This is a genomic window from Bowmanella denitrificans, assembly GCF_002887595.1.
GTDB lineage: Bacteria > Pseudomonadota > Gammaproteobacteria > Enterobacterales > Alteromonadaceae > Bowmanella > Bowmanella denitrificans.
In genome coordinates this window covers 132,927-158,784 of the sequence record NZ_PEBU01000012.1, presented here as the reverse complement: position 1 = coordinate 158,784, position 25,858 = coordinate 132,927, and the positions used below count along the sequence as shown (strand labels likewise).

The following is a 25,858-nucleotide window of genomic DNA, read 5'->3' as shown; positions in this document are numbered from 1 at the left end:
TGGCAGTCTGCTATTTAACAATGGGTTAGTATCTTCCCTGACAGCTAACCGCTTTATCCCAGATGGGCTGACGCCCTGATAACTCCACCGCAGTGACTTCGCTGGATCCTTCAGCAGGCATGACTGTTGTGACAAGGTATGTTTTTTTGCTATTCGTCAGGGGGACAGGTGACTTACATCCGCCACCGGTCATATATACATAAGCCTCTGATTCGGAGAGCATAAGACCGTTAACGCCCAGCCGTGCCTCTTTAAATTGTTCCAGGGTAAACTGATTGGAAGCACGACTTCTATGCATTTCTACGTTAATTTTTGGTGGCAGGTTCTTATCGCGACTCGTTCCAATCGCCAAGACCAGGATTGAGTCGTCTAAAAAATGCATGGGAATTAAATGGACGGCATCGGCAGTTGCCCTACTTTGCATTGATAAGCTGGATAACTGCTCACGCAGGTTAGCATGAATCCTTTGAAACTCCTTGAATTGACCCATTAAAACTTCCTGTCGAATCCAACCATTTATAAAGCTGATACAATTATTACTATATAAATAGGCAATTGCTGACTTGCAATCACCATCGTTTAGCAAGAGTCCTTTTACCGTGGTACCTTTCAAAAATTCACTTTCATTATCGCTTTCGATAAAATCATGACCGTTGTAAAAACTTTCCCCAAGTTTATTTGAGAAACCACCATCATTCTGCTGGGTAAAATTATATTTTTTGCCCATTAAGACATAAGTTTGATTTAACTGCTTGAATTTACCGGCTACCTCATCAATCTTTCCCGCGGTACTCAGACTACGGACATGGTAGGTACCAATTTGTTTCTCAATACGCCAACGCTGGGCTGTGCCAGCGCGGGCAAAGATAATAAAAAATTCCACTGCAGCGTAAGCATTGTCCGCACTACCAGAACAAGAGGGATCCTGAGGGTTTTGCTCACATTCAGGGTTAAATGGGGGGCCAATTAAAAACTCGGCCCGTCTTTGCAAGGCCTGTTCACTGAGATCGTCACAGCGACTGGCCATTGAGGTGATATCCGTATCACAGAGGTAGAGTTGGGAAAGGGTGTTACTGGCCAGCGGCTCGGTCAGACTATTAAAATCCGCTTTCGTTTGGTTGCTAATGCCAGCAGTAAATAAAAAGATAAGAAGTAATAAAAGATTAAAAAATTTGCTATCCATACAATATCCTTAATAAATTATCCTGTTTTCCCTGCGTTTTAAACGCAAAAAAAGCGTAGCAAATTCTCTCCGCATTTCAAATTAGTGGAAAAACTAAAAATACCTATCCGCGCCCGTCCTTACCCATCTGCTCAATATATTTAACAAATACCCCGCTTAAAAACTTTTCCGAATCAAAGCCCAATCGTTTGGCCACCGCCGATACTTTAGCGTCGCTGCGCATTAATACATTCTTGGCATATTCCAGACGATAGTGATAAACAAAGGCGCGAAAATTACGATTAAGTAACTTGCGTGACGCAATGGCCAGTGCCCCCGGATTCACTCCGGCCATATCGGCAAACTCTTTAAGGCGTAAACCAATAATCTTATACGCCTTGTGCTCAATCATGGCCTTCTCTGCGCGGTTCAGTACATCCTGCAGAAAGGCATCGCTATAACGGTGATTTTCCAGCGCTTTATAATCCAGCGGCGAAGGGGAATAACGACGCTGTTCCATCAGTACCAGGGTCAGTACCAGAAACAGCAGGTAATAACCTACGCTGACAAAGCCGCGCCAGCTGTCAAACGGCAGCAGATTGAAGGCCACCAGCATGGTCACCACTAAACTGACAAAAGCCAGGGTGATCAGGCCACCAAACAGCTTAACGGCCACCGAAAAGCGATAAAAATGGGTGTCAACAACCTGATCCGACAAGTGACTTTGGTAGTCACTGATTTTCTGTTCAACGTTCAGAGCCAGAAACAACACCAGAAAATGGCATAACGCCAGATAGGCATATAAAGGCCAGTACACAGATAACTGCCCTACTATCGGCTGACTGAGTAATTGCGCCTTATAAGCCAGTGGAGCCAACATAAAAGGTATTTGCAATATCCCCATCAGGGCCACACCCGACCAAATCGGCCATTGCCGGTATTTGCCTTTCTCCAGCACCAGCTTAGCCACCGCCAGCACCAGCAAAGCAGCAATCATCACCGGCATGCCGTTAAACAAGCCCACCAGAAAAGTCCAGCGTGACTGGCTGTCAAAGGCACTGATGTATTGATCGACCAGCAGGCTGGGGGTAAACAGTACCGCCAGTAACAGCTCCTGGGCATGAGGCAAACGCTGGTAACGCACCCAGATAAGGATGACAGGCAATAACCAGAGCAGCAGCAGCGCCAACAGCAATATTTGATTTTGATTTAACATAACGCATTAGCCCCGGCGGCTGTTGAGTGTGAGTGGTAACAAACGCTGGTCTTCAGGGTTTCCAGTAGGGTTCCATTTTCAGGGCGGCTTTACGACTTTGCTCCATCACCTCTAGCAGATGCGCCATCTTGTCCTTGCACCAGACAAGTAACTCTTCTTTATCCTGCACATCGGCCACATCCAACTCTGACTTTAGCAGATGCAACGCCTTGAGCTCATCAATTCCGTCGATAATATCCAGCCATGGAGCCCGGAACTGATCACGATTCTGCGGGCTGAATAAGCCAGCCAGGAATAAGCCGTTAAACAGGGTCTGACGCAATAACGGCTCGCTGGACAGGTAATTTTGTGCGTTAAACTTCTTTTTACGCGGCATGCTCTGGCTGATAGTAAACCAGCCTTGTGCCAGCCATCCCCGCGCATGTTCGAGCAACGGAGATTGCCAGGCTTCACCACTTTTGCGCCAGGGCAACTCAACAGCCAGCGCGGCCAGTTCCAATTGCAAACGACCAGCCTGTGGCGCCAATATCAACTCGTCGGGCCGATGCTGCATCAGCAGTCCCTCGTATCGGCCACGCAAATAGCTGATGACCTCTTCACTTTTTGCCAAACGTTTACGAAATGGTCCTTTACGCGAGCGCAACGCTTTAACCGCCAGCAGACTGTCGGTCCAATACCAGTCGTTATTCAGTTTTATCAGCCGTGATTGCAGTGTCAGCAGCTCATCACATTGCAGCATTGGCAAATATAAACTGATGGCCTGAGAGACCAGTTGAATACCCGCACTAATGCCCCCTAAAGCACGTGGCTTACCGGTTTCCAGATAACACTGCTGATGGAATTGCCAGTAGTCCAGAGCATAATGTAACGCCTTCAGAAAGGCCTGCTCGATATTATCCTGTTCGTCCAGGCCGAGAAAATCTGGCAACGCTCTTGGTGTCAGCTCCTGACCCGCAGCCAACAGATAACCGCGTGCAGCCTTACTGAATATCCCCAGGCGCAATGGCAGCGCGTCAGCCAACTTACGTGCCAGATGAAAAATATCGGCAACGTCACCTTTTTTCAGCTCAATCTCAATCTCATTAATGGCTTGCTGATGCGATTCGGTTGCCACTTGCCCCTTGTCATATACCAGTTCCAACTCGGTACCATTGCTGAAGGTCAGATGATAGGCATGGCGGCTGAAATGCGTAGTGAATAAAGGGCATAACTGGGATTGCAAACTGGCAATTGAGATATCAGCCGGAAAAATAGCCGGGTCAAATAATGCAAGATCCGGATTCTGGTCTTCCAGTTCCACATTGTATTCGGGGCGTTGGTGCAGGCCGCCCTGCACTTGTCCGGCGGTCTTCAGGGTTTGCTGAAAGCGACCGTCACGCCCCCGCACTCTGAACCCCATGTCCATGGCCCTTAGTTGTTTATCCGGCGTATCATAATATCGGTTGGACAGTGCCATCTGCACGGTTGTGTAGTGCGCAGCAAGGGTCGGGAGCAGTTGATTTTCAAGCACCTTGACCACATCAGGATGGCCACAAACCAGCAATTTCAGTTCTATTTCAGTTTCCATGTATCCGGGGTTAAACACTGATAAAGGCTAAACATTACCCTCAATACCATCACCTTGGCAATTCACCAATCGCACCAATCACTTGCCTTTGCCCTGAGCAGGCCATACCATCTAAAAAATTTACAACCCGGCAGACCATTTTCATCCATGTCTAAACTTCGTTATTCCTCTTTATTTTTCTGTCTGGCCAGCCTGTTTTTCCAATCCCAGGTGATGGCTCAGGAGCCAAGCGATACTGACGGTGAAACCGTTTATATCGCAGACGATTTATACACTTTTATGCATGCAGGCCCAGGGCGTAACTACCGGATTCTGGGTTCAGTCACCGCCGGCAGCAAAGTCACCCTGCTGCAACGAAATGACAGTGAAGGCTTCGTTGAAATTATCGACGACAAGCAACGCACCGGCTGGGTAGACGGTCGTTTCATCAGTGAACAACCTTCGGTGCGTGAAGCCATGCCGCAAATGCAGGAAGATTTGTCCGACGCACAATCAGCCCTGCAGGAAGCCAAACGCAAAAACGATTTGTTAAATCAGCAGATTCTGGACCTTAACTCCCGCAACAAGCAATTGCAGACCGACCTGGATGAACTGCAAAGCCAGCATAGTCGCGTGGAACGGGAACTGGCCACTAAAGACAACAAAGTACAAATAGAATGGCTGACCCGCGGCGGCATTATCGGTCTGGCGGGCATCCTGCTTGGCGTTATTGTGATGCTGATTCCGCGCAAGCGTCGTCGTAATGACGGTTGGATGTAAACAGCTCCATTTACCAACACTGAGCCAGATTTTGTAAAGCTGGCTTAACAGTTAGTCAATTCCAGTCTCCAGGCCCGGTCTTTACCGGGCCTTTTCATTTCACCATGCTAGATTCTGAATAGCGCGGAACAGCTTATTTTCAGGGCATTTACCGACATTTTTGCAACAGTTACAAACCGCTGTAACAAACATGAAAATTACCGGCAAAAAATGCATTGCATTTTGTATACAATGACCTGAACCGTCGATATACTCCGCGCAAAATTCGGGTGGGTGTTTCCGGTTTACAAAAGTGTCCGGCGCCCTTTTATTTACAGGGCTCGGCCCCAGTGTTACTGGAAAGGGTTTGTTATGTTTAAAGCCAGTGAACTCTTCAATGACAGCTACCAGCTGCCACCTCTTGCCACCTTACCGGCTATTATCAGCAGTAATTACATTGTGGATGAAAATGCCTATCTGCAGGAATTACTTAGTCTGATCCCTTCTGACCAGCAAACGCTTGAAGATATTCGTAAAGAAGCGACTGCTTTGGTTGAACAGGTGCGCAAAGAGGCCAGTGGCGGGGATGGCATTTCCGCCTTCCTGCAGCAATACAGTCTGGATACCCACGAAGGGGTGATTTTAATGTGCCTGGCCGAGGCACTGCTGCGTATACCTGATGCCGGTACGGCCGACGCCCTGATCAAAGACAAGTTGTCTGGCGCCAACTGGCGTGCGCATTTAAGCCAGAGCGATTCTCTGCTGGTCAATGCCTCTACCTGGGGCCTGATGCTGACCGGCAAACTGTTCCAGTTGGACAAGTCCACCGGCAGCATCAGCGAGTCGGTGTTTGATCGCATGGTGTCACGCCTGGGCGAGCCGGTGGTGCGTAATGCCATGTACGCGGCCATGAAAATTATGGGCAAGCAGTTTGTCCTGGGTCGCACTATTGAAGAAGCCCTGAAGGCCAGCCGCAAACAGCGCAAGCTGGGCTACACCCACTCCTACGATATGCTCGGCGAAGCGGCGCTGACTATGGTGGATGCCGACAAATACTGGACAGCCTATGCCGATGCCATCAAAGCGATAGGAAAGGAAAAAATCGAAGGTGACTATCCGGCGCCACCGACCATTTCCATTAAGTTGTCGGCGCTGCACCCACGTTATGAAGTCGCCTGCGAAGATCGGGTGCTGGGAGAGATGGCCGAGTCGGTGATTAAGCTTATCGCTCTGGCCCGCAGCCAGAATGTTGGTGTCAATATTGATGCTGAAGAAGCAGATCGCCTGGAACTGTCGCTGAAACTTATTGAGCAGATTTACAGAAGCCCTGAACTTAAAGGTTGGGGGCAGCTTGGTATTGTGGTGCAGGCATACTCAAAACGCGCCCTGCCGGTGCTGATGTGGATTGCCCAACTGGCCAAAGACCAGGGTGACTTGATTCCGGTACGTTTGGTTAAAGGCGCCTACTGGGATACGGAAATTAAGCTGTGCCAGCAAATGGGCCTGGAAAGCTACCCGGTATACACCCGAAAAGCCAGCACCGATGCCAGCTATCTGGCCTGTGCCCGTTTTCTGCTGAGTGCGCATACCGAAGGCGCCATTTATCCGATGTTTGCCACTCACAATGCCCATACAGTCACCGCTATTCGCCGTATGGCTGCAAACCGGGAGTTTGAATTCCAGCGCTTGCATGGCATGGGTGACGAACTGTATGACTGCGTATTGGGCCAGTCTGGCCGCACCAATGTGCGTATCTACGCCCCGGTGGGCGCACACAAGGATTTGCTGCCTTATCTGGTTCGTCGTCTTTTGGAAAATGGTGCCAACAGCTCATTTGTACATAAGCTGGTTGACCCCAATACGCCAGTGTCTTCCCTGGTGAATCATCCACTGGAAAGCCTGCAGCATCTACCCAGTCTGGCCAACGACAAAATTCCGTTGCCAACCCAGATTTTTATCAATCGTCAGAATTCCGAAGGTGTCAATTTGCATATTGAATCCATGCTCCAACCCTTTATGAACGCCGTCACCGGTTTTGTCGGTAAGCAATGGCAGGGTGGTCCTGTCGTGAATGGTAAAACCCTTAACCAGGGTGAACTGGTTAAGGTGTTATGCCCTCAGGATCATACTCAGCAGGTGGGTAGCATTTACTTTGCTGATGGCAAAGCAACAGAGCTGGCGATTACAACCGCCCACCAGGCCTTCCCTGAATGGAACCGCACACCGGTGGAAACCCGTGCCGAAGCTCTGGAAAAGTTCGCTGATTTAATGGAAGAGCACAAACATGAGCTTATCGCCTTATGTACCCTTGAAGCCGGTAAGCTGCTGCAGGATGGTATCGACGAAGTGCGAGAAGCCGTGGATTTTTGCCGCTACTACGCCATCGAAGCCCGTAAACTGCATGCTTATCATGGCCCGTTGGCTGGCCCGACAGGCGAACTGAATGAGCTGTTTGTGCAGGGCCGTGGTGTGTTTGCCTGTATCAGCCCATGGAATTTCCCCCTGGCTATTTTTACCGGCCAGGTGGTCGCGGCATTGGTAACTGGTAATACCGTTATTGCCAAACCCGCCGAGCAGACCAGTCTGGTGGCCTTCCGGGCAGTGCAACTGATGCTACAAGCCGGTATCCCGGCTGGTGCGATTCAACTGCTGCCGGGCCGTGGTGCAGAAGTTGGCAGCAAATTGTCCAGTGACGAGCGCGTTACCGGGGTGTGCTTCACCGGCAGTACCGATACTGCCAAGGCGATTAACCGTGCCCTGGCAAGTCGTGATGGCGCCATTGCCACACTGATTGCTGAAACCGGTGGTCAGAATGCCATGATTGTCGACAGTACTGCCTTGCCCGAACAAGTGGTTAAAGATGCCGTGCAATCTGCCTTTATGAGTGCAGGGCAACGCTGTTCAGCACTGCGGGTCATGTATGTACAGGAAGATGTAGCTGAGCGCATTCTGGAGCTGCTGAAAGGCGCCATGAACGAACTGAGCGTTGGCAATCCGATTCATTATAAAACCGATGTGGGCCCGGTCATTGATAGCCGGGCACAAAGCGGCCTGAATGATCACATTGCCACTATCAGTCAATCCGGCAAGGTACTGGCCACTGCCAATATGCCAGCAGACACTGGCAAGGGCAGTTTCGTTTGCCCCACTGCCATTGAAATAGGCAGCATAAATGAACTGCATAAAGAACACTTTGGCCCCATTCTGCATGTTGTGCGTTACAAAGCAGACGATTTAGACAAGGTTATAAGTGATATTAATGGCACGGGCTTTGGCCTGACGCTGGGTGTTCACACCCGCAATGAATCAAAGGCGGCATATATCGCTGACCGGGTGAATGTGGGTAACGTGTATATCAACCGCAACCAGATTGGTGCGGTGGTTGGAGTTCAACCCTTTGGTGGTCAGGGTCTGTCCGGCACAGGTCCCAAGGCCGGTGGTCCACATTACCTGACGCGTTTTGTGACCGAGAAAACCCGTACCAACAATATTACCGCAATCGGCGGTAATGCAACGCTGTTGAGTCTGGGCGACTAGTTGATTTAGCCGGTCTGCGCCGGTCTTCGGGCCGGCGCATCCCCTTCATCTACCTCAGTAATTTCTGTTAGACTGCTTCAACCCAGTGGCCATTTCGGTGTCCCTACGTCTTGACTCCTCAGCCCCGCGAATTTTCAAAAATTTGGCGCAGCCACACACAGCCAGAACTAGAGCTGCTTAAAGCGTCATTCCGGCAATTTTCTTTCAATAAGCACTGGCACGAAGAGCTGGCAGTTGGAGTGATTGAGCGCGGTGCCGAAGGATTGAACTACCGTGGCAGCAATATTCTTGTACCACAGCATCAGATTGTAGCCATCAACCCTGGCGAAGTTCACACCGGCTATGCTGGCACGGAAAACGGCTGGCAATACCGCATGTTTTATTTCGATACTAAGTTGGTCACTCGCTGTCTTGACGAGCAGCGTACCAATGGCACACCGACACTAACGGGGCCCATTATTGATGACCCACACCTATTTACACAATTGCTGACACTGCATCAAACCTTGGAATTGAACAGTCTTGATATGACGCAGGACAGTTTGCTGACGCTGGCATTGCAAAACCTATTTAAACGCCACGGGCAATCAAGCCAAAGCGCATTGGAGAAGGTCGATCAGAAAGCGGCCATCCTGAGCAGGGACTATCTGCAGGCTAACTGGCAGGAAAATATCGGTCTGGATAAGCTGTGTCACTTGACCGGCCTGGGGCGTTTTCAGTTAATCCGTAGTTTTAAACGCCAATACGGTATCGCCCCGCATCAATACCTGTTACTGCTAAAGGTTCAACATGCCCGTCATCTTCTGCAATCCGGCAGCAGTTGTGTTGATACCGCCTTGCACTGCGGATTTTTCGACCAAAGTCATCTGAACCGGAATTTTAAGAATGTGTTTGGTGTATCCCCTGGCCGCTATATCCGCGCCATTTAAGTCAAACACTAAGCCTGCAATTTCATACAAGAATCTATCTGCTGTCTTTGGATACCCTGGCGTTTTTAAACGCTTAGGAGTGTTCCATGAGTTTTCTCGCGTTATGGCTGGGGGTAATGTTTCCTCTGGTCTTCAGCCCTGGCCCAGCCAATATTGTGTTTGCCACATCCGGTGCTAAAGTCGGAATCCGTCGCTCGTTGCCGCTGCTTTGTGGCATTGATCTGGTGTTTATACTGAAATCCGTACTGGTTGGTTATGGATTTGGTGCGGTATTGCACGACCATCCCATGGCGTTTCAACTACTGCAATTACTTGGCGCTTTGTATCTTTTTTATCTGGCCATCGGTTTTCTGCGCTCCGGTAAAAATACCGAGGAGCAGCAGCAAAAGTTTATGGGCTTTCGTGATGGTTTGATGGTACAGCTGTTAAACAGCAAAGGCTGGGTAATGGTGGTACTGATGTTCTCTTTGTTCACCGAGCCTGCTGAGCAACAGTTTGGTTCAACAGCCATCCCCATCCTGATCGTTTTGCTGGCCCTGCTGAACGTGTCAATGCATCTGCTTTGGATTGGTGCCGGTAAGTTGCTGGAAAGACTATCCAGACAAAGCGTTATTATGCTCTGGCAAAATCAACTCTACGCCCTTAGCCTGACGTTGGTCTCGGTGTGGTTGCTGGCAGACAATCCTATCTGGCAAACCTAAAAAGGTAATACTCAGACGAATCTGAGACTGTGTGCTGCCTGGCGACGTGATTCTTGCTAAACTGCGGGCAACAAAATCGGCTTGTTTGCAGTTATGTGTGAGTTATTGGGCATGTCGGCCAATGTGCCGACAGATATCTGTTTCAGTTTTAAGGGCTTGCGCGAGCGTGGCGGACGCACCGGCCCTCACCGGGATGGCTGGGGTGTGGCCTTTTACCAAAACAAAGGTGTCTGTACCTTTAAGGACCCAATGCCCAGCCATGAATCGGAAGTAGCCAGACTGGTATCGGACTACCCGATCAAAAGCACCGCCGTAGTGGCGCATATTCGCCAGGCCAATCGCGGTCGTATCGGCCTGGAAAACACCCATCCCTTTACTCGTGAATTATGGGGGCGCTATTGGACCTATGCCCATAACGGACAGCTTAAAGACCATAAGAGCCTGCCTACCGCGCGCTTTACGCCTGTTGGCACCACAGACAGTGAACATGCATTTTGCTATCTGCTGAGTGAACTAGATAAACGATTTCCCAATAAACCCCAAAATCGTCGCCAGGCCTTTAAGTTTATTTGCAACCAAATGGATAACCTGAGACAAATGGGAGTATTCAATATGTTGCTGTCAGATGGGGAATATCTGCTGGCCTATTGCACTACCAAGCTCCATTGGATCACCCGGCGTGCGCCTTTCGGCCAGGCCAGGCTGTCCGATATCGATGTAGATATTGATTTTGCCAGTGAAACCACTCCCAATGATGTGGTGACTGTGATTGCCACAGAACCCCTGACCTGCAATGAACAGTGGCATAAAATGCAACCCGGCCAATGGCAGTTATTTCGCCGTGGTGAAGTTATTAGCCCCTGACAGGAGACAAGCCATGCCATCCATCGAGATTCTGCTGACCTTTTCCCTTGCTGCACTGTTACTCAGCCTGTCCCCTGGCCCATCTAATTTGTACATCATGGCCAGAAGCCTGTCTCAAGGCCACCAGGCGGGCGTTGCCGCCGCCGGTGGTCTGGCGATTGGCTCGTTTATCTATGTGATTGCCACCGCTCTCGGTCTGGCGGCTATTTTCAAATACTCACCACTGGCTTACACGGCATTAAAACTGGCGGGTGCCGCCTATCTGATGTATCTGGGCTGGAGCTACCTGCGCAGCGCGCCACAAAATAACCCCCAACAGGCCAACATCAAGCCCTGGAGCAAGGCCCGAATATTCCGCCAAAGCGTGGTGGTTGAATTGACCAACCCCAAAACAGCCCTGTTTTTTTTGGCCTTTTTACCTCAGTTTGTACGTGCTGACGCTGGCTCCATCACCAGCCAGTTATTAGTACTGGGGATGGTTTATCTGCTGATTGCACTATGCTGCGACCTGTTGGTGGCCTTACTGTCACACAAACTGGGTAGATGGCTGTCGCAACACGCCGATTTCAGTCTCTGGCAAGACAGAATTTCCGGCACTATCCTGCTTGGGCTTGGTGCCTTCATCGGTTATGAGGAAATGTTGGCTGAGCACGGGTCGGCTAACATTCCATGATCTGGGGTTCGTCGCGACGACCACAGCCTGATATTTTCAATCTTTGTGGCGGTCTATTATGGTGATTGGACGTAAATCCATTTACCCAAATCACCGCATGATGTACAAAGGCGCCCAACTCTGGAGGAGAAACATATGACCATGGCTGCATTAGCAATTTTAGCCGGACTGGTGCTTTTGGTTTGGAGCGCAGACAAATTTGTTGAAGGGGCTGCGGCCACCGCCAAACATATGGGTATGCCAGCCCTGTTAATTGGTATTGTGATCATTGGTTTTGGCACCTCTGCACCAGAAATGGTAGTGTCCGCCCTGGCCGCCTCAGACGGCAACCCCGGCCTGGCACTGGGCAATGCTTATGGCTCAAATATCACCAATATCGCCCTGATTTTGGGGGTGACCGCGCTGATTGCCCCGATTGCCGTGCAATCGCAGATTATCCGTAAAGAGCTGCCCATTTTACTGGTGGTGACCTTGCTGGCAGGCTGGCAATTATATGACGGGAATCTGGGTCGTATGGATGCCGCCATATTGCTGACAGTATTGCTTGGCCTGATGGGCTGGTCCATCCGCGAAGGTTTGAGTCAGCGTCAGGATGCCCTGGCCGGAGAAGTGGAAGAGGAACTGAATAGCCATCCTATGTCACTTAAAACCGCGCTGATCTGGCTGTTTATTGGATTGGTGGTGCTGGTTATCAGTTCCAGAATCCTGGTGTGGGGCGCCGTCACTGTGGCTCAGTCGATGGGCGTCAGCGATTTGATTATTGGCCTGACCATAGTGGCAATTGGCACCTCATTGCCGGAGCTGGCCTCGTCTGTGGTCGCAGCGCGCAAGGGAGAACATGATCTGGCCATAGGTAATGTCATCGGTTCTAATCTGTTTAACACCCTGGCCGTTGTGGGCATTGCCGCAGGTATTCATCCTCTTGCCGTGGAATCTGATGTCTTGACCCGCGACTGGGCGTTAATGCTGGCCCTGACCATTGGCTTATTGTTGATGGCCATTGGTCTCAAAGGGCCGGGCCGAATTACCCGCCCTGAAGGCCTGGCACTGATCGCCGTCTATCTGGGTTATACCGGCTATCTGGGTTATGGTGTATTGTCTTAGAGACTAAGTATGCTGAAACTGTTTAGATTCGAAAATGGTCTGATTCGCGAACTGGCCAGTGACGAAACGGCGCTGGACCAGGCTCTGCCGCATGCCCAGTGGCTGGATGCCCAGGAACCCGAAGATGAAGAGCGTGACGCTTTGCAACATCTGATGCGGCTGGATTTACCTGAACTGGACGACATGGAGGAAATTGAAGCCTCGGCACGCTACTTTGTCGATCAGGCCGGTATTCACGTGCACTCACTGTTTTTAACCCAGAGTGAAGGGCGACACACCACCAGCTCGGTGGCCTGTATTCTGCAACCGCACCGGCTGATTACTATTCGCGACACGGAACTGGCGGATTTTCGCCTGTTGCGTATGCGCGCCCGTCGCGGTCAGGTGGAAAGCCGTTCACCGGCAGAATTGCTGGTGACCCTGCTGGAACAGAAGGTGGAAAATCTGGCCGATAATCTGGAGGATATTCACCGCAACCTGGAGAAAACCAGCTATCTGGTGCTGGAAGAGGAAGGCTCAGATTTGGAAGAAGCCATCGCCCAGTTGGCCAAATCCGAAGACAGTAATGGTAAAATCCGTCTGTGCCTGATGGATACCCAACGGGCCATTTCTTTTCTGCTCAGACACTTGCGAGAGGCACCTGAGCTGCAGGAATCCTGCCGGGAAATTATGCGCGATATTGATACCCTGATGGCGCACACCACATTTTTGTTCGACAAGATCAACTTTTTGATGGACTCCACTCAGGGTTTTATCAATATCGAGCAGAACCAGATAATTAAAATATTCTCTATCGCTGCGGTGGTCTTTCTGCCCCCGACTTTGGTGGCCAGTATTTACGGCATGAACTTCGAACATATGCCTGAATTACAATGGCTACTTGGCTATCCATGGGCGCTGGGCTTAATGGTACTGTCGGGCATTACCCCTTACCTGTTCTTTAAATACAAGGGCTGGCTGTAGTTTCACCTGTCGATAATCGAAAAGATCGTCGACAGGTCAATAAATTAACGCAACTTTTACGCCGCAGGGGCACGGCTTGTTGTAAATTGATACTACACAACAACAACCTGAGTCCATGTCAGTTTGCGGACCCTAGAACAAATTAACCCTTATGTTTTTGCCCTGCTGATCATGCTGCTGGCCGCGTTAGTCAGCTACCTGCTTGATTGGTGGTTTCTGCCCAAACTGGCGACGTTACTGATTTTACAGTTGGGGGTGGCCACAGTGGCACTGCGTGGTGATCGACTGCCCGCTGTGCTTGCTGCATTGATTGGGGCCCTAAGCTTCAACTATTTATTTACCCAGCCAAGGTACTCCCTGCATATGACGGATGCTGACGATATCGTCAATATGTTGGTGTTTCTGGTCATCGCCCTACTCACCAGTCACCTGGCCGCCTACTATCGCAGCCAACAGGAAGCCCTGCGCCAGGCGCAGTTGCGCTCAAGTGTGCTGCTGTCAGTTTCCCATGATCTGCGTACCCCCCTGGCCACTATTATCGGCACCCTGAGTACTCTGCAATCCTATGCTGGCAAGTTGCCGGGCGAAGATCAGCAAGAATTACTGCAAGGCGCACTGGATGAAAGCCACCGATTGCATCGCTACATCGAAAACTTGTTACAGGCCACTAAATTGCAACAGGGGCAGATGCGGTTTTCCACTACCATGCAATCTGTCGCCCCCATCGTTCAGGCGGTGGTGAGCAGGTTGGACAATCCCCGCGTTAAAGTCAGGTTGGATACCAACCTGCCGGATGTGCCGGTGCGCGAGTCACTATTGGAACAGGCTTTGTACAATCTGGTAGACAATGCCCTTAAGTATTCTGAATCCGAGGTCAGCATCGTGGTTAAGGCGGATTTAAACGGTCTGGATATTCAGGTGAAAGACCAAGGACCCGGCATTCCGGCGGCAGATCACAGCAAGGTATTTGAGCTGTTTTATTCCACCCGCAAGGGCGACAAAGGTGAAGGCGGTACCGGTCTGGGACTGGCTGTGGCAGCCGGTATTGTCCGCGCTCATCAAGGCCAATTAGCTATACTGGCGTCAACGCAGGGATGCACTATGGGGATACGCCTGCCGTTACAACAGGGGGATCGCCATGCATAAAATTCTGGTTATTGACGACGAACCGCAAATTCAACGCTTTATGCGCATTTCACTGACCGCCGAGCATTTTTGTTACCTTGAGGCACTAACGGCAGCGCAGGGCTTGAGAAAAATGCAGGAGCAGGAGCCGGACCTGGTGATTCTGGACTTAGGCTTACCCGATAAAGATGGGTTTAGTTTGTTGACAGAACTGCGCCAAATCAGCCAGGTCCCGGTACTAGTGCTTACAGCCCGGGATGAAGAAGAAGAGAAAGTTCGCTTGCTGGAAGGTGGTGCCAACGATTATCTGAGTAAGCCTTTTGGCATCAAAGAGCTTATCGCCCGCATACGTGTGCTGCTACGCGACCTTGGTACTGTAGTGCAACAAACCAGACTGGAGTTCGATGGACTAAGCCTGGATATCGACAATCACCAGGTCTGGCGTCAGAGTGAGGTGGTCGCCCTGTCTCGTAAAGAATTTGCTCTGTTAAGTTACCTGGCCAGTCGTCCCGGTAAGTTGGTGACCCAGCAGCAACTGCTAAGCAATATATGGGGTAATACCCACACCGAAGACACCCACTACCTGCGCATTTTTATCAGTCAGTTAAGACGCAAACTGGCCGATGATGCAGGCTGCCCAAAACTGATCCAGACCGAGCCAGGGGTTGGTTATCGCTTTATTGCCGAACCGGGCACAAAAGGCGAATAACAGCATGGTCAAGCTGGACAGGGTTGTAAAGCTACTGGCTATGCCAATGCTCTGGATGGGCATAGTGCAGTTTGCCTTTGCGTTATTGTCACTACTGTGGTTTCGCGACAAGATGGCAGCGCGCTTTTTTGAGCCAGCTTGCTTTATGCTGATTCTGGCGCTGGTCATTAACTTTCTGTTGAAAGACACCGATCTGAGCCGAATTGGTTTTCGTGATGCGCTGCTGTTTGCCACTCTGACCTGGGCGTTAACCGGCGTACTGGGCGCCTTTCCAGTAATGCTGGTGACAGGAGTAAGCTTTACCGACGCGGTGTTTGAGTCCATCAGTGCTCTGACCACCACAGGTGCCACAGTGTTAACCGGCTTAGATGCTATGCCCAGGTCTTTTCTGATGTATCGCCAGTTTCTGCAGTGGATGGGCGGTCTGGGTGTGGTGATCTTTGTGGTTGCCGTGTTACCCATGCTAAACGTCGGTGGTATGCGGCTGCTCAAGGCGGAAACACCGGGCCCGGTGAAAGACGATAAACTCTCGCCGCGTATCGCAAACACTGCCCATTATTTGTGGTTTATTTATGTATTGATCACCCTGCTCTGCGCTCTGAGTTACTATTTGGGTGGAATGAATGGCTTTGACGCCATTGCCCACAGTCTCAGTACTGTTTCCACCGGCGGCTTTTCCACCCATGATGCCAGTATGTGGTACTTTGAAAGCCACAGCCTGTTGGCGATTTCTAATCTGTTTATGCTGCTGGGTGCCATCAGCTTCGGCCTGCATTTTCGCGTCTTGCATGGCAAAGCGCCGCTCTTGTATTGGCGGGATGAGGAAACCCGGGTGTTTATCCTTATTGTTGTAGCATTGTCTGCGGCACTGGGACTGTATCTGCTTGTGGAAAACCGCTATGGCTCTCTGGAATCCTTCAGCTTTGCCGCATTTCATGTGGTGTCTTTTATTACCAGTACGGGTTTTGGCGCGGCGGATTTAAGCAGTTGGCCGGCGGCCAGTGCCATGTTTCTGGTGTTTTGTGCCTACCTGGGCGGATGTGCCGGCTCTACTGCAGGTGGCAATAAAATAATTCGCGATATTATCACCTTTAAATTAATTCGCCGGGAGATACAACAACTTATCCACCCTCGTGCCATGTTGCCGTTACGTTATCAGGACAAGGCGGTGGACAGCGAGGTACGTAGCGCAGTGATGGGGTTTATGTCATTTGCCGCTGGCTCATCTTTAGTATTGACCTTGTTATTAATGCAGACCGGTCTGGATTTCTGGTCAGCTTTTACTGCTGTAGCGGCCTGTATCAACGTTCTGGGGCCAGGATTTGGCCAGGTGGGCAGCAATTTCCTACCGGTCAGCGACGCAGGCATATGGCTACTTAACGGCGCCATGATCCTCGGACGATTGGAATATTTTACCGTGCTGGCGCTGTTTTCTCCCCTATTCTGGCGCCGTTAACTTAAGGATCCTTACATGGCACATTTTACCGTCATTGGTCTTGGACGTTTTGGCATTACTGCGAGCCTGGAATTGATTTATCTGGGTCATACCGTAACAGGTGTCGACAGCGACGAGAAACTGGCTGAACAATATGCAGAAGAACTCACTCAAACGATCATTTGTGACGCCACCGATGAACGTGCCCTAAAAGAACTGAATCTGATTAACAGTGACGCAGTACTGGTGGCCATAGGTGAAGATATGCAGGCCAGTCTGCTCTGTACGCTGCACCTTAAAAACCTCGGCGTACAGGAGCTTTGGGTAAAAGCCAACACCAGCGCTCATCACACCATACTGTCTAAGCTGGGGGTATCGCGCATTATTCACCCCGAAGAAGATATGGGGGTACGGGTGGCCCAGGCATTGAACTACCCTATGGTTAACGATTACCTGTCAATAGGCCATGGCTACTATGTAGTGGAAGTGCATATTGCTGACAAGCTGAGCGGTCTGACCGTGGCTGAACTATTGGGTGATAACCTACGGATTGTGGAAACCTTACTGGTGAAGCGTGAGCAGGAATTGTTTACCAAGCCGGACACCCAATTCACCCTGCGCGGCAAAGATATTGCGCTGTTCTGCGGTACACGGGCGGTTTTGAAAAATTTGGCACCAAGGTTGGTTTAACTGATGGTGCAGTGGCAACCCAGAGTACGCCGTCTGGAGCGTAAACCCAAAGCATCAAAGAAAATCCATGCAGCTCCTCCTTTAGTGCTTTGTGGCGGGTTTGTGATGTTGATAGTGCTTGGTATGCTGCTATTAAAACTGCCGTTTGCCAGCACACAATCTATCGGCTGGATGCAAAGCCTGTTTACTGCCACCTCTGCAGTAACGGTTACTGGCCTGGTAGTGGTGGATACAGGATCGGCCTTTACCTTGTTTGGTCAATTAGTAATTGCCATATTGATACAACTGGGCGGTCTGGGACTAATGACCTTTGCCGTTGTTACGCTATTGGCCCTTGGCGGAAAAATTGGCTTCTTACAGCAAACCATTGCCAAAGAAGCATTTAATCAGACCGACACATCCACCTTAGTCAGCACTGCAAAATCGGTGTTGTGGTTTTCGTTGATAGTAGAAAGTATCGGCATGCTGATTCTGACCCTGTATTGGTCAGCCGAGCTTGGCTGGAAAACCAGTTTACTACATGGATTTTTCTATACCATATCGGCCTTCAACAATGCTGGCTTTGCCTTGAGTCCTGACAGCCTGATGCCCTATGTGGCAGATCCTGTCATCAACCTGACGATTACCGCCTTATTTATTACTGGTGGTCTGGGATTTTCTGTGTGGATGGAACTGTGGCGCAAGCGCTGCTGGAATAAACTTAGCCTCTACAGCCGCTTAATGTTGACAGGGACCTTGCTCATCAATGTCATTGCTTTGCTGGCCATTTACTGGATTGAATACGACAACCCTGCCACTCTCGGCGCGTTGAATAGCTGCGGGAAATGGCTGGCGGCCTGGTTCCAAGCTGTAACACCCAGGACGGCGGGCTTTAATACTCTGGCTATTCACCAACTGGAAGACGCCACCACAGCACTGACATTGCTGTTAATGTTTATTGGCGGTGGATCGTTAAGCACCGCTAGTGGTATCAAGGTCGTAACCTTTATGGTGCTGGTGCTGGCAACCTACAGTTTCCTGCGGCGTGACGGTGCTGTCACAGCCTTTGGCCGCACCATTCCCACCGGTACAGTGCAAAAGGCATTGGCGTTAACCGTTATATCGGTGGGTGTCACCTGGATTTCCATATTCTTACTATTGATCACCGAACAGGCGGCCTTTATCGATGTGGTATTCGAAGCGGTTTCCGCCTTGGGTACTGTGGGGTTATCCCGGGGACTCACTGCCAGTCTTTCACCCGCAGGTGAGCTGATTATCATCATTCTGATGTTTATGGGACGACTAGGGCCGTTAACCCTGGCCTATTTCCTTGCCAGTCCAAGAACCAGGAGCATAGCTTACCCAGAGTCCAGGTTGGCAGTAGGTTAATCAGAGCAGCAATAAGATAAGGGTTAGACTTGGCAATATTGTGCCTGCATAATACCTGCATCGAATTAATTGAGGTGGTTTGGCATGAAATGGATAAGCTTGGTGCTTGTTACCCTGCTTGGCATGCTGCAATACCGCCTGTGGTTTGGTAAGCACAGCATTCCTGATTATTGGCAGATGAAAGAGGAAGCGCAACAGATGGCGATGCAGAATGCCAATCTGGTGCAACGCAACAATCTGTTGAAAGCCGATATTCAGGACCTGAAACTGGGGCTTGAAGCCATTGAGGAGCGAGCCCGCAATGAGCTGGGATTAATCAAGGAAGGCGAAACGTTTTACCGCATCCTCCCCTCCAAAGCGCCAAACCAATAAGCCATGATCATCAGAGAATGACGCCACCATCAGCCCAACACTTTACTGCTGTCGTTCCGGCTGCCGGTGTCGGTAAGCGTATGCGCGCCGATATCCCCAAACAGTATCTCCCCTTGTTGGGTAAGACCATGTTGGAACAAACGCTCGAGAACCTGATAGCCCACCCACAGATAAGTCGGGTGGTGCTGGCGCTGCACCCTGAAGATCCCTATTTTGCCGAGCTACCCATTGCCAGCCAACCCTGGCTGACCAGGGTGAATGGCGGAAAAGAACGCGCCGATTCGGTACTGGCCGGTCTTGCAGCCATCCAGGATGAAGAGTGGGTGTTGGTGCATGATGCGGCGCGCCCCTGCCTGCCTCATCAGGATCTGGATAAATTACTGGCCCTGGCTGGCGGTGCGGTTGGCGGCATTCTGGCCTGTCCGGTACGAGACACAATGAAGCTGGCCGATGAGCATAACCGGGTAAACACAAGTCTGGACCGAAGCCGCATGTGGCATGCCCTGACACCGCAGTTTTTTCCTCTGGCTTTGTTAAAAGACAGTTTGCAGCAAGCCCTGAATGCCAACGTTGCGATCACCGATGAAGCCTCTGCGATTGAGTGGATTGGCGGCACAGTACAACTGGTGGAAGGTAATGCCTGTAATATCAAGGTCACACAGCCAGTGGATCTTATGTTGGCGGAGTTTTATCTGAATAAATTATTGCATAACGGCAGGAGCAGCATATGAAGATGCGTATAGGACATGGCTTTGATGTGCACAAGTTCGGTGGCATAGGTCCCATTGTTATCGGTGGGGTAAAAATTGACTATGTACAAGGGCTGTTGGCGCATTCTGATGGTGATGTGGCACTGCATGCTATCTGTGACGCTTTACTTGGCGCGCTGGGGCTGGGGGATATTGGCCGACACTTTCCCGACAATGACCAACAATATGCCGGCGCAGACAGCCGTCATCTGCTGCGTCATGTGTTTGCCCTGGTCAGAGACAAGGGCTATCGCCTGGGTAATCTGGATGTCACCATAGTGGCGGAGTCACCCAAAATGTCGCCTCATGTCGATGCCATGTGTAAAAACATTGCCGAGGATCTGGATGCCACCCAGGAGCAAATCAACGTTAAGGCCACCACCACTGAAAAACTCGGCTTCACCGGGCGCAAAGAAGGCATTGGCTGCCATGCCGTGGTGTTGCTGGAAAAGGAATAAACTTTGAATCTTGATACCGTCCACTGGCAGTACCTGCAGGGTCAACCCTCAGGTACAGGTTTACTCAAAGCCTTTGCCGAAGATTTTATCGTGCGTGAACAACTAGGCTATGAGCCTTGCGGTGAAGGTGAGCATATTTATTTGTGGGTACGAAAAAATGGCCTGAACACGGCCAATGTGGCCGAACAACTTGCCAGATTTGCCGGTGTCCATCCCCGCAACGTCAGTTTTTCCGGGCGTAAAGATAAATATGCTATCACCGAGCAGTGGATTGGCGTGCATTTGCCAGGTAAAACAGACCCAGACTGGAACGCATTTACCTTACCAGGGGTAGAGATTCTAAAAGCCGTTCGACACAACCGTAAACTGCGTACTGGTACACATAAAGCCAATGCTTTTGAGCTGGTACTGCGAGAGATCAGCCAAGTGGATGAGGTCAATTCACGTTTGTCAAAGCTCAGTGCGGGTGTACCCAATTATTTTGGTGAGCAACGCTTTGGCAACCGTAACGGCAACTTACATCTGGGTGCAAGAATGCTTGCCGGTGAAACGATTCGCGACAGGCAAAAACGTTCCATGGCCATCTCGGCACTTCGAGCCTGGTTATTCAATGAAATCGTCAGTTGCAGGATACGCGATAAGTATTTTAACCAGCCTATGGATGGCGATATTATGCTGCTGGCAGGTAGTAACAGTTTTTTTTGTGCCGAGCAGTGGGATGAGACGTTGCAACAACGCCTGAACAGCCAGGATATATTGCTCAGTGCGCCCATGTGGGGAGAGGGTGCGCTGGCCAGCAAAGGGGCAGCCCTGGCTTACGAAAGTGCCCAGGTACAACAACATGCTGAGCTTTGTGCAGGTCTGGCGGCATTGGGGTTAAAACAGGAAAGACGCGCTTTGGTTGAATATCCACAGAACTTAGTTTGGCATTGGCAGGAAGATTGCCTTCACCTAAGTTTCAGTCTACCAGCCGGGGGATTTGCCACGGCAGTGACCCGCGAGCTATTCAACCCAAAGCCCGCCATAGCACAAACAGGGGGTAAGTAATGCGAATTTTGCTCAGCAATGATGACGGCGTGCATGCCGATGGCCTGGCCAGTCTGTACCAGGAACTGGCCGCACAACACGATGTCACTGTGATCGCCCCGGATCGAAACTGCAGCGGTGCCAGCAATGCTTTATCTTTGCAGCAACCGTTGCGAATCCAGAAAATGAACAACGGCTTCTACGCAGTCAATGGTACGCCATCTGACTGTGTACACCTGGGTATCAACAGTTTTATGCAGGATGATCCACAGTTGGTCGTATCAGGTATCAATCATGGCGCCAACCTTGGTGACGACGTTATATACTCCGGCACGGTGGCGGCCGCTACGGAAGGGCGTTATATGGGGTTGCCAGCCATTGCTGTGTCATTATGCAATTATCAGGGTGGCCATTTCGCCACAGCGGCACGTATTGTTGGCGATATTATCCGCCACCTTGGCGCACACCCTTTAGCAGCAGATCAAATACTCAATATCAATGTACCAGACCTGCCTTATGATCAGCTTAAAGGCATTCAGGTGACGCGTCAGGGGCGCCGGCATCGTGCAGAATCAATGCTGAAAAGTCAGGACCCCTGGGGACGGGAAATATACTGGTATGGTAAAGTAGGCCAGGAACAGGATGCAGGCCCAGGTACGGATTTTCATGCCATTGCCAAGGGTTACTGTTCCGTTACCCCTTTGAGCGTGGATATGACCGCCTACCAGAGCCTGGAAGAAATGCAGAGCTGGATTGAAAAACTATAAAGAACCCAGATGAGTCAAACACCTAGAGCTACCTCCAGAAAAGGGGAAAACCTTGCCCAGTTGCTAAGCAAAGAAGGCATTCGCAATCCTCAGGTATTGCATGCCATCGCTGCCACGCCCAGGGAAGCCTTTTTACCCGATGCCCTTAAACATCAGGCGTATCAGAATACTGCCCTGCCCATCGGCCAGGGACAAACCATATCACAGCCTTATATCGTAGCGCGCATGACCGAATTGCTGTTGGATGCGCCGAACCGGGCTCAGAACATATTGGAAATTGGTACCGGTTCAGGTTACCAGACAGCCGTGCTGGCACAGCTGTTTGCCAAGGTTTATAGCGTGGAGCGTATCAAGGCCTTACAGTACCAGGCCAAACGCCGTATGCAGGCTCTGGATTTACACAACATATCCATGAAACATGGTGATGGCTGGCAGGGCTGGGCCAGCAAAGGCCCCTTTGACGCTATCATCGTCACCGCGGCCGCCAGTCATATGCCTGAAATGCTATTGCAACAACTTAACGATGGTGGGCGCCTGATTATCCCGGTTGGCAATGCCAGCCAGCAATTGTACGCCGTCACCAGAACAGGGAATGAGTTTGAACAAAAGACAGTGGAAGCCGTGCGGTTTGTGCCGCTGGTGCCGGGAGCCATAATGTGAAAATTTTTCAGTATCTTTACGACAAAGCCATGGTTTGGTCCAGGCACAAGCATGCCCCAGCGTATTTGGGTGGCATGACCTTCGCCGAGTCCATTTTTTTCCCAGTACCGCCTGATGTGATGCTGGCCCCTATGGCTCTGGCCAGCCCAGATAAAGCCTGGCGTTATGCTTTCTTAACCTCAGTGGCATCGGTATTAGGTGGTATCGCCGGGTATTGCCTGGGTTTACTGGCCTTTGAGTCACTGCTACACCCGATGATTGTAGAAATGGGTTATCAGCATAAGATGGATAAGGCCGTGGCCTGGTTTGAACAATACGGTGTCTGGGTGGTCTTTATCGCTGGCTTCTCACCTATTCCGTACAAAGTATTCACTGTAAGTGCTGGCTTTTTGCAAATGGCATTTCTACCCTTTGTGGTCGCCTCTACCGTGGGTCGCGCCATGCGTTTTTATCTGGTAGCTGGATTAATGCGCTGGGGAGGTAAGAAAATGGAAGACAAGTTGCGCGACTATGTAGAAACCCTCGGCTGGGCCACCGTGGTACTGGCTATTGTGGCTTACCTGTTGTTGAGGTAGCAGACATTGATTGGCTGGCGAGGATGCTGCATGCCACTGCTTTTTGCAGCCGCCCTGTTGGGAGGCTGCAGCACCCGCCATGTCCCCGCCCCGGTTGTAGAACTCAGCGAAGCTAAATCCTTTAAACAATTCAGGGACCTGGGAAAGCAAGCTCAATACAAAGTGGAAAAAGGCGATACCTTGTTTTCCATCGCCTGGTATTCCGGCAATGATTACAAAGATCTTGCCCGAATTAACAAGCTCTCAGCGCCTTATGCCATCTACCCTGGACAGGTATTAATGTTACAGGAAAGTAACAAAAAGCAGACAAAACCTGTTACAAATTCATCTGGTCGGACCTCAAAAATAAAAGCAAATCAGCCAGTTGACCCCCCGAAAAAGCAGGCGTATGGTGAATCTAAGACTGCTCAAAAGTCCAGCGTCAGAACCGATAAACAAAATACAACGGCTGTCGCAACGGATTTTCCATCTCAGGTCGCAGAGTGGATGTGGCCAGCAAATGGGAAGGTGATAGGGCAGTTTTCGCTTTCGGAACAGGGAAATAAAGGGATTGATATTGCTAACTCGCCTGGTACGCCGATTTTAGCGTCGGCAGTTGGCAAGGTTGTCTATACGGGCAACGCGCTGAGAGGATTCGGTAACCTGATTATCATCAAGCATACTGACGCCTATCTTTCCGCCTATGCTCATAACCGCAAAATACTGGTTAAGGAACAGGATTGGGTGCGGCCCGGACAACAAATCGCCGAGATGGGTAGCAGTGGAACCTCACAGACTATGTTGCACTTTGAGATTCGTTACAAAGGCAAGTCGGTGGATCCGTTGCGGTTTTTACCCAAACAACCATAACAATAAATAATAACAACATAGAGAGAGGACGAAAGAGGGAAATTATCTAAACCACACAACCTTGCTGGAGATGCTGTTATGGGTCAAAAGAAAACTGCCATCACCGATGCTGAGCTGAATGATGAATTTGATGACGTTGTCGAATCAGAGCTTGAAGATGTAGATGACGAAGTCGACCCCATGGAGGAAATTCTAGCCAATCAGGAAGATATGCATCGCAATCTGGATGCCACCCAACTCTACCTGGGAGAAATTGGATTTTCTCCGCTCCTGTCTGCCGAAGAAGAAGTCTACTTTGCCCGTCGCGCCCTTAAGGGTTGCGAAGCCTCACGTAAACGCATGATTGTCAGTAACCTGCGCCTGGTAGTGAAAATTGCCCGCCGTTACAACAATCGTGGCCTGGCCTTGCTGGATCTGATTGAGGAAGGCAATCTGGGTCTGATTCGCGCAGTGGAAAAATTCGATCCTGAAAGGGGATTCCGTTTCTCAACCTATGCCACCTGGTGGATTCGCCAGACCATAGAACGCGCCATTATGAACCAAACCAGGACCATTCGTTTGCCCATCCATGTGGTGAAGGAGCTGAATGTATACCTGCGCGCGGCTCGTGAACTGGCGCAAAAACTGGACCATGAACCCACCGCGGAGGAGATCGCCAAAGCCCTGGACAAACCGGTGGAAGATGTCACCAAGATGCTGCGTTTAAACGAACGCATCAGTTCGGTCGACACCCCTATCGGTAGTGATAATGACAAAGCCTTGCTGGACATCATCGCTGATGAAAAAGGACATGGGCCGGAAGATGAACTTCAGGACAAAGATATGCGTTCAAGCATAGTGCACTGGCTGAATGAACTAAACGCCAAGCAGCGTGAAGTGCTGGCCAGACGCTTTGGTCTGATGGGCTACGAGCCTTCCACTTTGGAGGATGTCGGCGCGGAGATTGGTCTAACCCGTGAACGGGTCAGGCAAATTCAGGTTGAGGCCCTGCGCCGCCTGCGCGACATGCTCGGTCACCAGGGGTTAAACCTGGAATCATTATTTAGTCGCGAAGCTTAATATGCGTAATGAATAAGGGCTGCCCATGGGCAGCCCTTTTTACTTAGGCTATAGCGCCATTATGCCAGCGCCGCTAATGCGCTCTGGTAATCAGGTTCATCAGCAATTTCCGCCACCTGCTGGGTGTATACAACCTTACCTTTCTCATCAATAACCACCACCGCACGAGATAGCAAGCCAGCCAGAGGACCGGTTTTAATCGTCACACCATACGCCTGACCAAAGTCACTACGGAAGCAGGAAACGCCAACCACCTTATCTATCCCTTCCGCACCACAGAATCGGGCCAGCGCAAAGGGCAAATCGGCAGATACGCACAACACCTGAGTATTATCCAGTGCAGCCGCTTGCTGGTTAAATTGGCGCACAGACATGGCACAGGTGGGCGTATCCACGGAAGGAAAAATATTTAAAACCAGGCGACTGCCTGCATAGTCCGCCAAATGCACTTCAGAAAGATCGGTTTTCACCAGACTGAAATCAGCGGCCTGACTTGCCAATGCAGGAAGATCTCTTACCGTTTCTACTGGATTGCCTTTTAACGTGATAGTCGCCATTTATA

The 25,858-nt window shown here is 50.5% G+C and carries 26 protein-coding genes; 22 read left to right on the top strand and 4 right to left on the bottom strand.

Features of this window, described 5'->3' with window-relative positions:
• Window positions 1-25 precede the first annotated feature (25 nt).
• From CSR04_RS19830 to CSR04_RS19820, 3 genes are all read right to left on the bottom strand, one after another.
• Window positions 26-1,183 (bottom strand): hypothetical protein, encoded by a 1,158-nt coding sequence (locus CSR04_RS19830; RefSeq protein ID WP_102798069.1) that lies wholly within the window; start codon window positions 1,181-1,183, stop codon window positions 26-28.
• A 103-nt stretch (window positions 1,184-1,286) separates the two neighbouring features.
• Window positions 1,287-2,378, bottom strand: coding sequence for a helix-turn-helix transcriptional regulator (locus CSR04_RS19825; RefSeq protein ID WP_102798068.1), 1,092 nt, complete (start codon window positions 2,376-2,378; stop codon window positions 1,287-1,289).
• A gap of 52 nt (window positions 2,379-2,430) precedes the next feature.
• Window positions 2,431-3,945, bottom strand: a complete 1,515-nt coding sequence (locus CSR04_RS19820) for a CYTH domain-containing protein (RefSeq protein ID WP_102798067.1) — start codon at window positions 3,943-3,945, stop codon at window positions 2,431-2,433.
• Between the two features lie 147 nt (window positions 3,946-4,092).
• Between CSR04_RS19820 and CSR04_RS19815 the strand changes: the two genes are divergently transcribed.
• From CSR04_RS19815 to rpoS, 22 genes are all read left to right on the top strand, one after another.
• The gene (locus CSR04_RS19815; protein ID WP_102798066.1) at window positions 4,093-4,704 is read left to right on the top strand and encodes a TIGR04211 family SH3 domain-containing protein; all 612 of its coding nucleotides are present in this window, start codon (window positions 4,093-4,095) and stop codon (window positions 4,702-4,704) included.
• A gap of 351 nt (window positions 4,705-5,055) precedes the next feature.
• Window positions 5,056-8,220 carry a bifunctional proline dehydrogenase/L-glutamate gamma-semialdehyde dehydrogenase PutA gene (putA, locus tag CSR04_RS19810; RefSeq protein ID WP_102798065.1) on the top strand — a complete coding sequence of 1,055 codons (3,165 nt, stop codon included), beginning with the start codon at window positions 5,056-5,058 and terminating at the stop codon, window positions 8,218-8,220.
• Between the two features lie 110 nt (window positions 8,221-8,330).
• The gene (locus CSR04_RS19805; protein WP_102798064.1) at window positions 8,331-9,149 is read left to right on the top strand and encodes an AraC family transcriptional regulator; all 819 of its coding nucleotides are present in this window, start codon (window positions 8,331-8,333) and stop codon (window positions 9,147-9,149) included.
• Between the two features lie 86 nt (window positions 9,150-9,235).
• Complete coding sequence (locus CSR04_RS19800) at window positions 9,236-9,850, top strand: LysE family translocator (protein ID WP_102798063.1); 615 nt, start codon at window positions 9,236-9,238, stop codon at window positions 9,848-9,850.
• A gap of 93 nt (window positions 9,851-9,943) precedes the next feature.
• Window positions 9,944-10,714 carry a class II glutamine amidotransferase gene (locus CSR04_RS19795; RefSeq protein WP_102798062.1) on the top strand — a complete coding sequence of 257 codons (771 nt, stop codon included), beginning with the start codon at window positions 9,944-9,946 and terminating at the stop codon, window positions 10,712-10,714.
• 13 nt (window positions 10,715-10,727) lie between these two features.
• Entirely contained in the window at window positions 10,728-11,387 is a 660-nt protein-coding gene (locus CSR04_RS19790) for a LysE family translocator (protein WP_102798061.1), read from the top strand.
• Between the two features lie 135 nt (window positions 11,388-11,522).
• The gene (locus CSR04_RS19785; protein WP_102798060.1) at window positions 11,523-12,491 is read left to right on the top strand and encodes a calcium/sodium antiporter; all 969 of its coding nucleotides are present in this window, start codon (window positions 11,523-11,525) and stop codon (window positions 12,489-12,491) included.
• 9 nt (window positions 12,492-12,500) lie between these two features.
• A complete protein-coding gene (gene corA, locus CSR04_RS19780) occupies window positions 12,501-13,454 on the top strand; it encodes a magnesium/cobalt transporter CorA (RefSeq protein WP_102798059.1) in 954 nt (317 codons plus the stop codon).
• Between the two features lie 123 nt (window positions 13,455-13,577).
• Window positions 13,578-14,600, top strand: coding sequence for a sensor histidine kinase (locus CSR04_RS19775; protein WP_245921771.1), 1,023 nt, complete (start codon window positions 13,578-13,580; stop codon window positions 14,598-14,600).
• Window positions 14,593-15,288, top strand: coding sequence for a response regulator (locus CSR04_RS19770; protein ID WP_102798058.1), 696 nt, complete (start codon window positions 14,593-14,595; stop codon window positions 15,286-15,288). The genes CSR04_RS19775 and CSR04_RS19770 overlap by 8 nt, the downstream gene beginning before the upstream one ends.
• 4 nt (window positions 15,289-15,292) lie before the next feature.
• Window positions 15,293-16,744 carry a TrkH family potassium uptake protein gene (locus CSR04_RS19765; RefSeq protein WP_102798057.1) on the top strand — a complete coding sequence of 484 codons (1,452 nt, stop codon included), beginning with the start codon at window positions 15,293-15,295 and terminating at the stop codon, window positions 16,742-16,744.
• 15 nt (window positions 16,745-16,759) lie between these two features.
• Window positions 16,760-17,413: a potassium channel family protein gene (locus CSR04_RS19760; protein ID WP_102798056.1), complete on the top strand. Its 654-nt coding sequence runs from the start codon at window positions 16,760-16,762 to the stop codon at window positions 17,411-17,413.
• 3 nt (window positions 17,414-17,416) lie between these two features.
• A complete protein-coding gene (locus CSR04_RS19755; protein ID WP_102798055.1) occupies window positions 17,417-18,781 on the top strand; it encodes a TrkH family potassium uptake protein in 1,365 nt (454 codons plus the stop codon).
• 84 nt (window positions 18,782-18,865) lie between these two features.
• The gene (ftsB, locus tag CSR04_RS19750; protein ID WP_102798054.1) at window positions 18,866-19,153 is read left to right on the top strand and encodes a cell division protein FtsB; all 288 of its coding nucleotides are present in this window, start codon (window positions 18,866-18,868) and stop codon (window positions 19,151-19,153) included.
• Between the two features lie 17 nt (window positions 19,154-19,170).
• On the top strand, window positions 19,171-19,884 hold the full coding sequence (gene ispD, locus CSR04_RS19745) for a 2-C-methyl-D-erythritol 4-phosphate cytidylyltransferase (protein ID WP_102798053.1): 714 nt from the start codon (window positions 19,171-19,173) through the stop codon (window positions 19,882-19,884).
• Between the two features lie 2 nt (window positions 19,885-19,886).
• Window positions 19,887-20,360 carry a 2-C-methyl-D-erythritol 2,4-cyclodiphosphate synthase gene (gene ispF / locus CSR04_RS19740; protein ID WP_102798112.1) on the top strand — a complete coding sequence of 158 codons (474 nt, stop codon included), beginning with the start codon at window positions 19,887-19,889 and terminating at the stop codon, window positions 20,358-20,360.
• A 3-nt stretch (window positions 20,361-20,363) separates the two neighbouring features.
• Complete coding sequence (truD, locus tag CSR04_RS19735) at window positions 20,364-21,407, top strand: tRNA pseudouridine(13) synthase TruD (protein ID WP_102798052.1); 1,044 nt, start codon at window positions 20,364-20,366, stop codon at window positions 21,405-21,407.
• Window positions 21,407-22,153 (top strand): 5'/3'-nucleotidase SurE, encoded by a 747-nt coding sequence (surE, locus tag CSR04_RS19730; RefSeq protein ID WP_102798051.1) that lies wholly within the window; start codon window positions 21,407-21,409, stop codon window positions 22,151-22,153. The genes truD and surE overlap by 1 nt, the downstream gene beginning before the upstream one ends.
• Window positions 22,154-22,162: 9 nt before the next feature.
• Window positions 22,163-22,813 carry a protein-L-isoaspartate(D-aspartate) O-methyltransferase gene (locus CSR04_RS19725; RefSeq protein WP_102798050.1) on the top strand — a complete coding sequence of 217 codons (651 nt, stop codon included), beginning with the start codon at window positions 22,163-22,165 and terminating at the stop codon, window positions 22,811-22,813.
• On the top strand, window positions 22,810-23,388 hold the full coding sequence (locus CSR04_RS19720; protein ID WP_102798049.1) for a YqaA family protein: 579 nt from the start codon (window positions 22,810-22,812) through the stop codon (window positions 23,386-23,388). Before CSR04_RS19725 ends, CSR04_RS19720 begins: the two co-directional genes overlap by 4 nt.
• 30 nt (window positions 23,389-23,418) lie before the next feature.
• The gene (locus CSR04_RS19715) at window positions 23,419-24,237 is read left to right on the top strand and encodes a peptidoglycan DD-metalloendopeptidase family protein (protein ID WP_102798048.1); all 819 of its coding nucleotides are present in this window, start codon (window positions 23,419-23,421) and stop codon (window positions 24,235-24,237) included.
• A gap of 78 nt (window positions 24,238-24,315) precedes the next feature.
• Complete coding sequence (gene rpoS / locus CSR04_RS19710) at window positions 24,316-25,296, top strand: RNA polymerase sigma factor RpoS (RefSeq protein ID WP_102798047.1); 981 nt, start codon at window positions 24,316-24,318, stop codon at window positions 25,294-25,296.
• Between the two features lie 59 nt (window positions 25,297-25,355).
• On the opposite strand, the gene tpx is transcribed toward rpoS, so the two are convergent.
• The gene (tpx, locus tag CSR04_RS19705) at window positions 25,356-25,853 is read right to left on the bottom strand and encodes a thiol peroxidase (RefSeq protein ID WP_102798046.1); all 498 of its coding nucleotides are present in this window, start codon (window positions 25,851-25,853) and stop codon (window positions 25,356-25,358) included.
• Window positions 25,854-25,858: the final 5 nt, after the last annotated feature.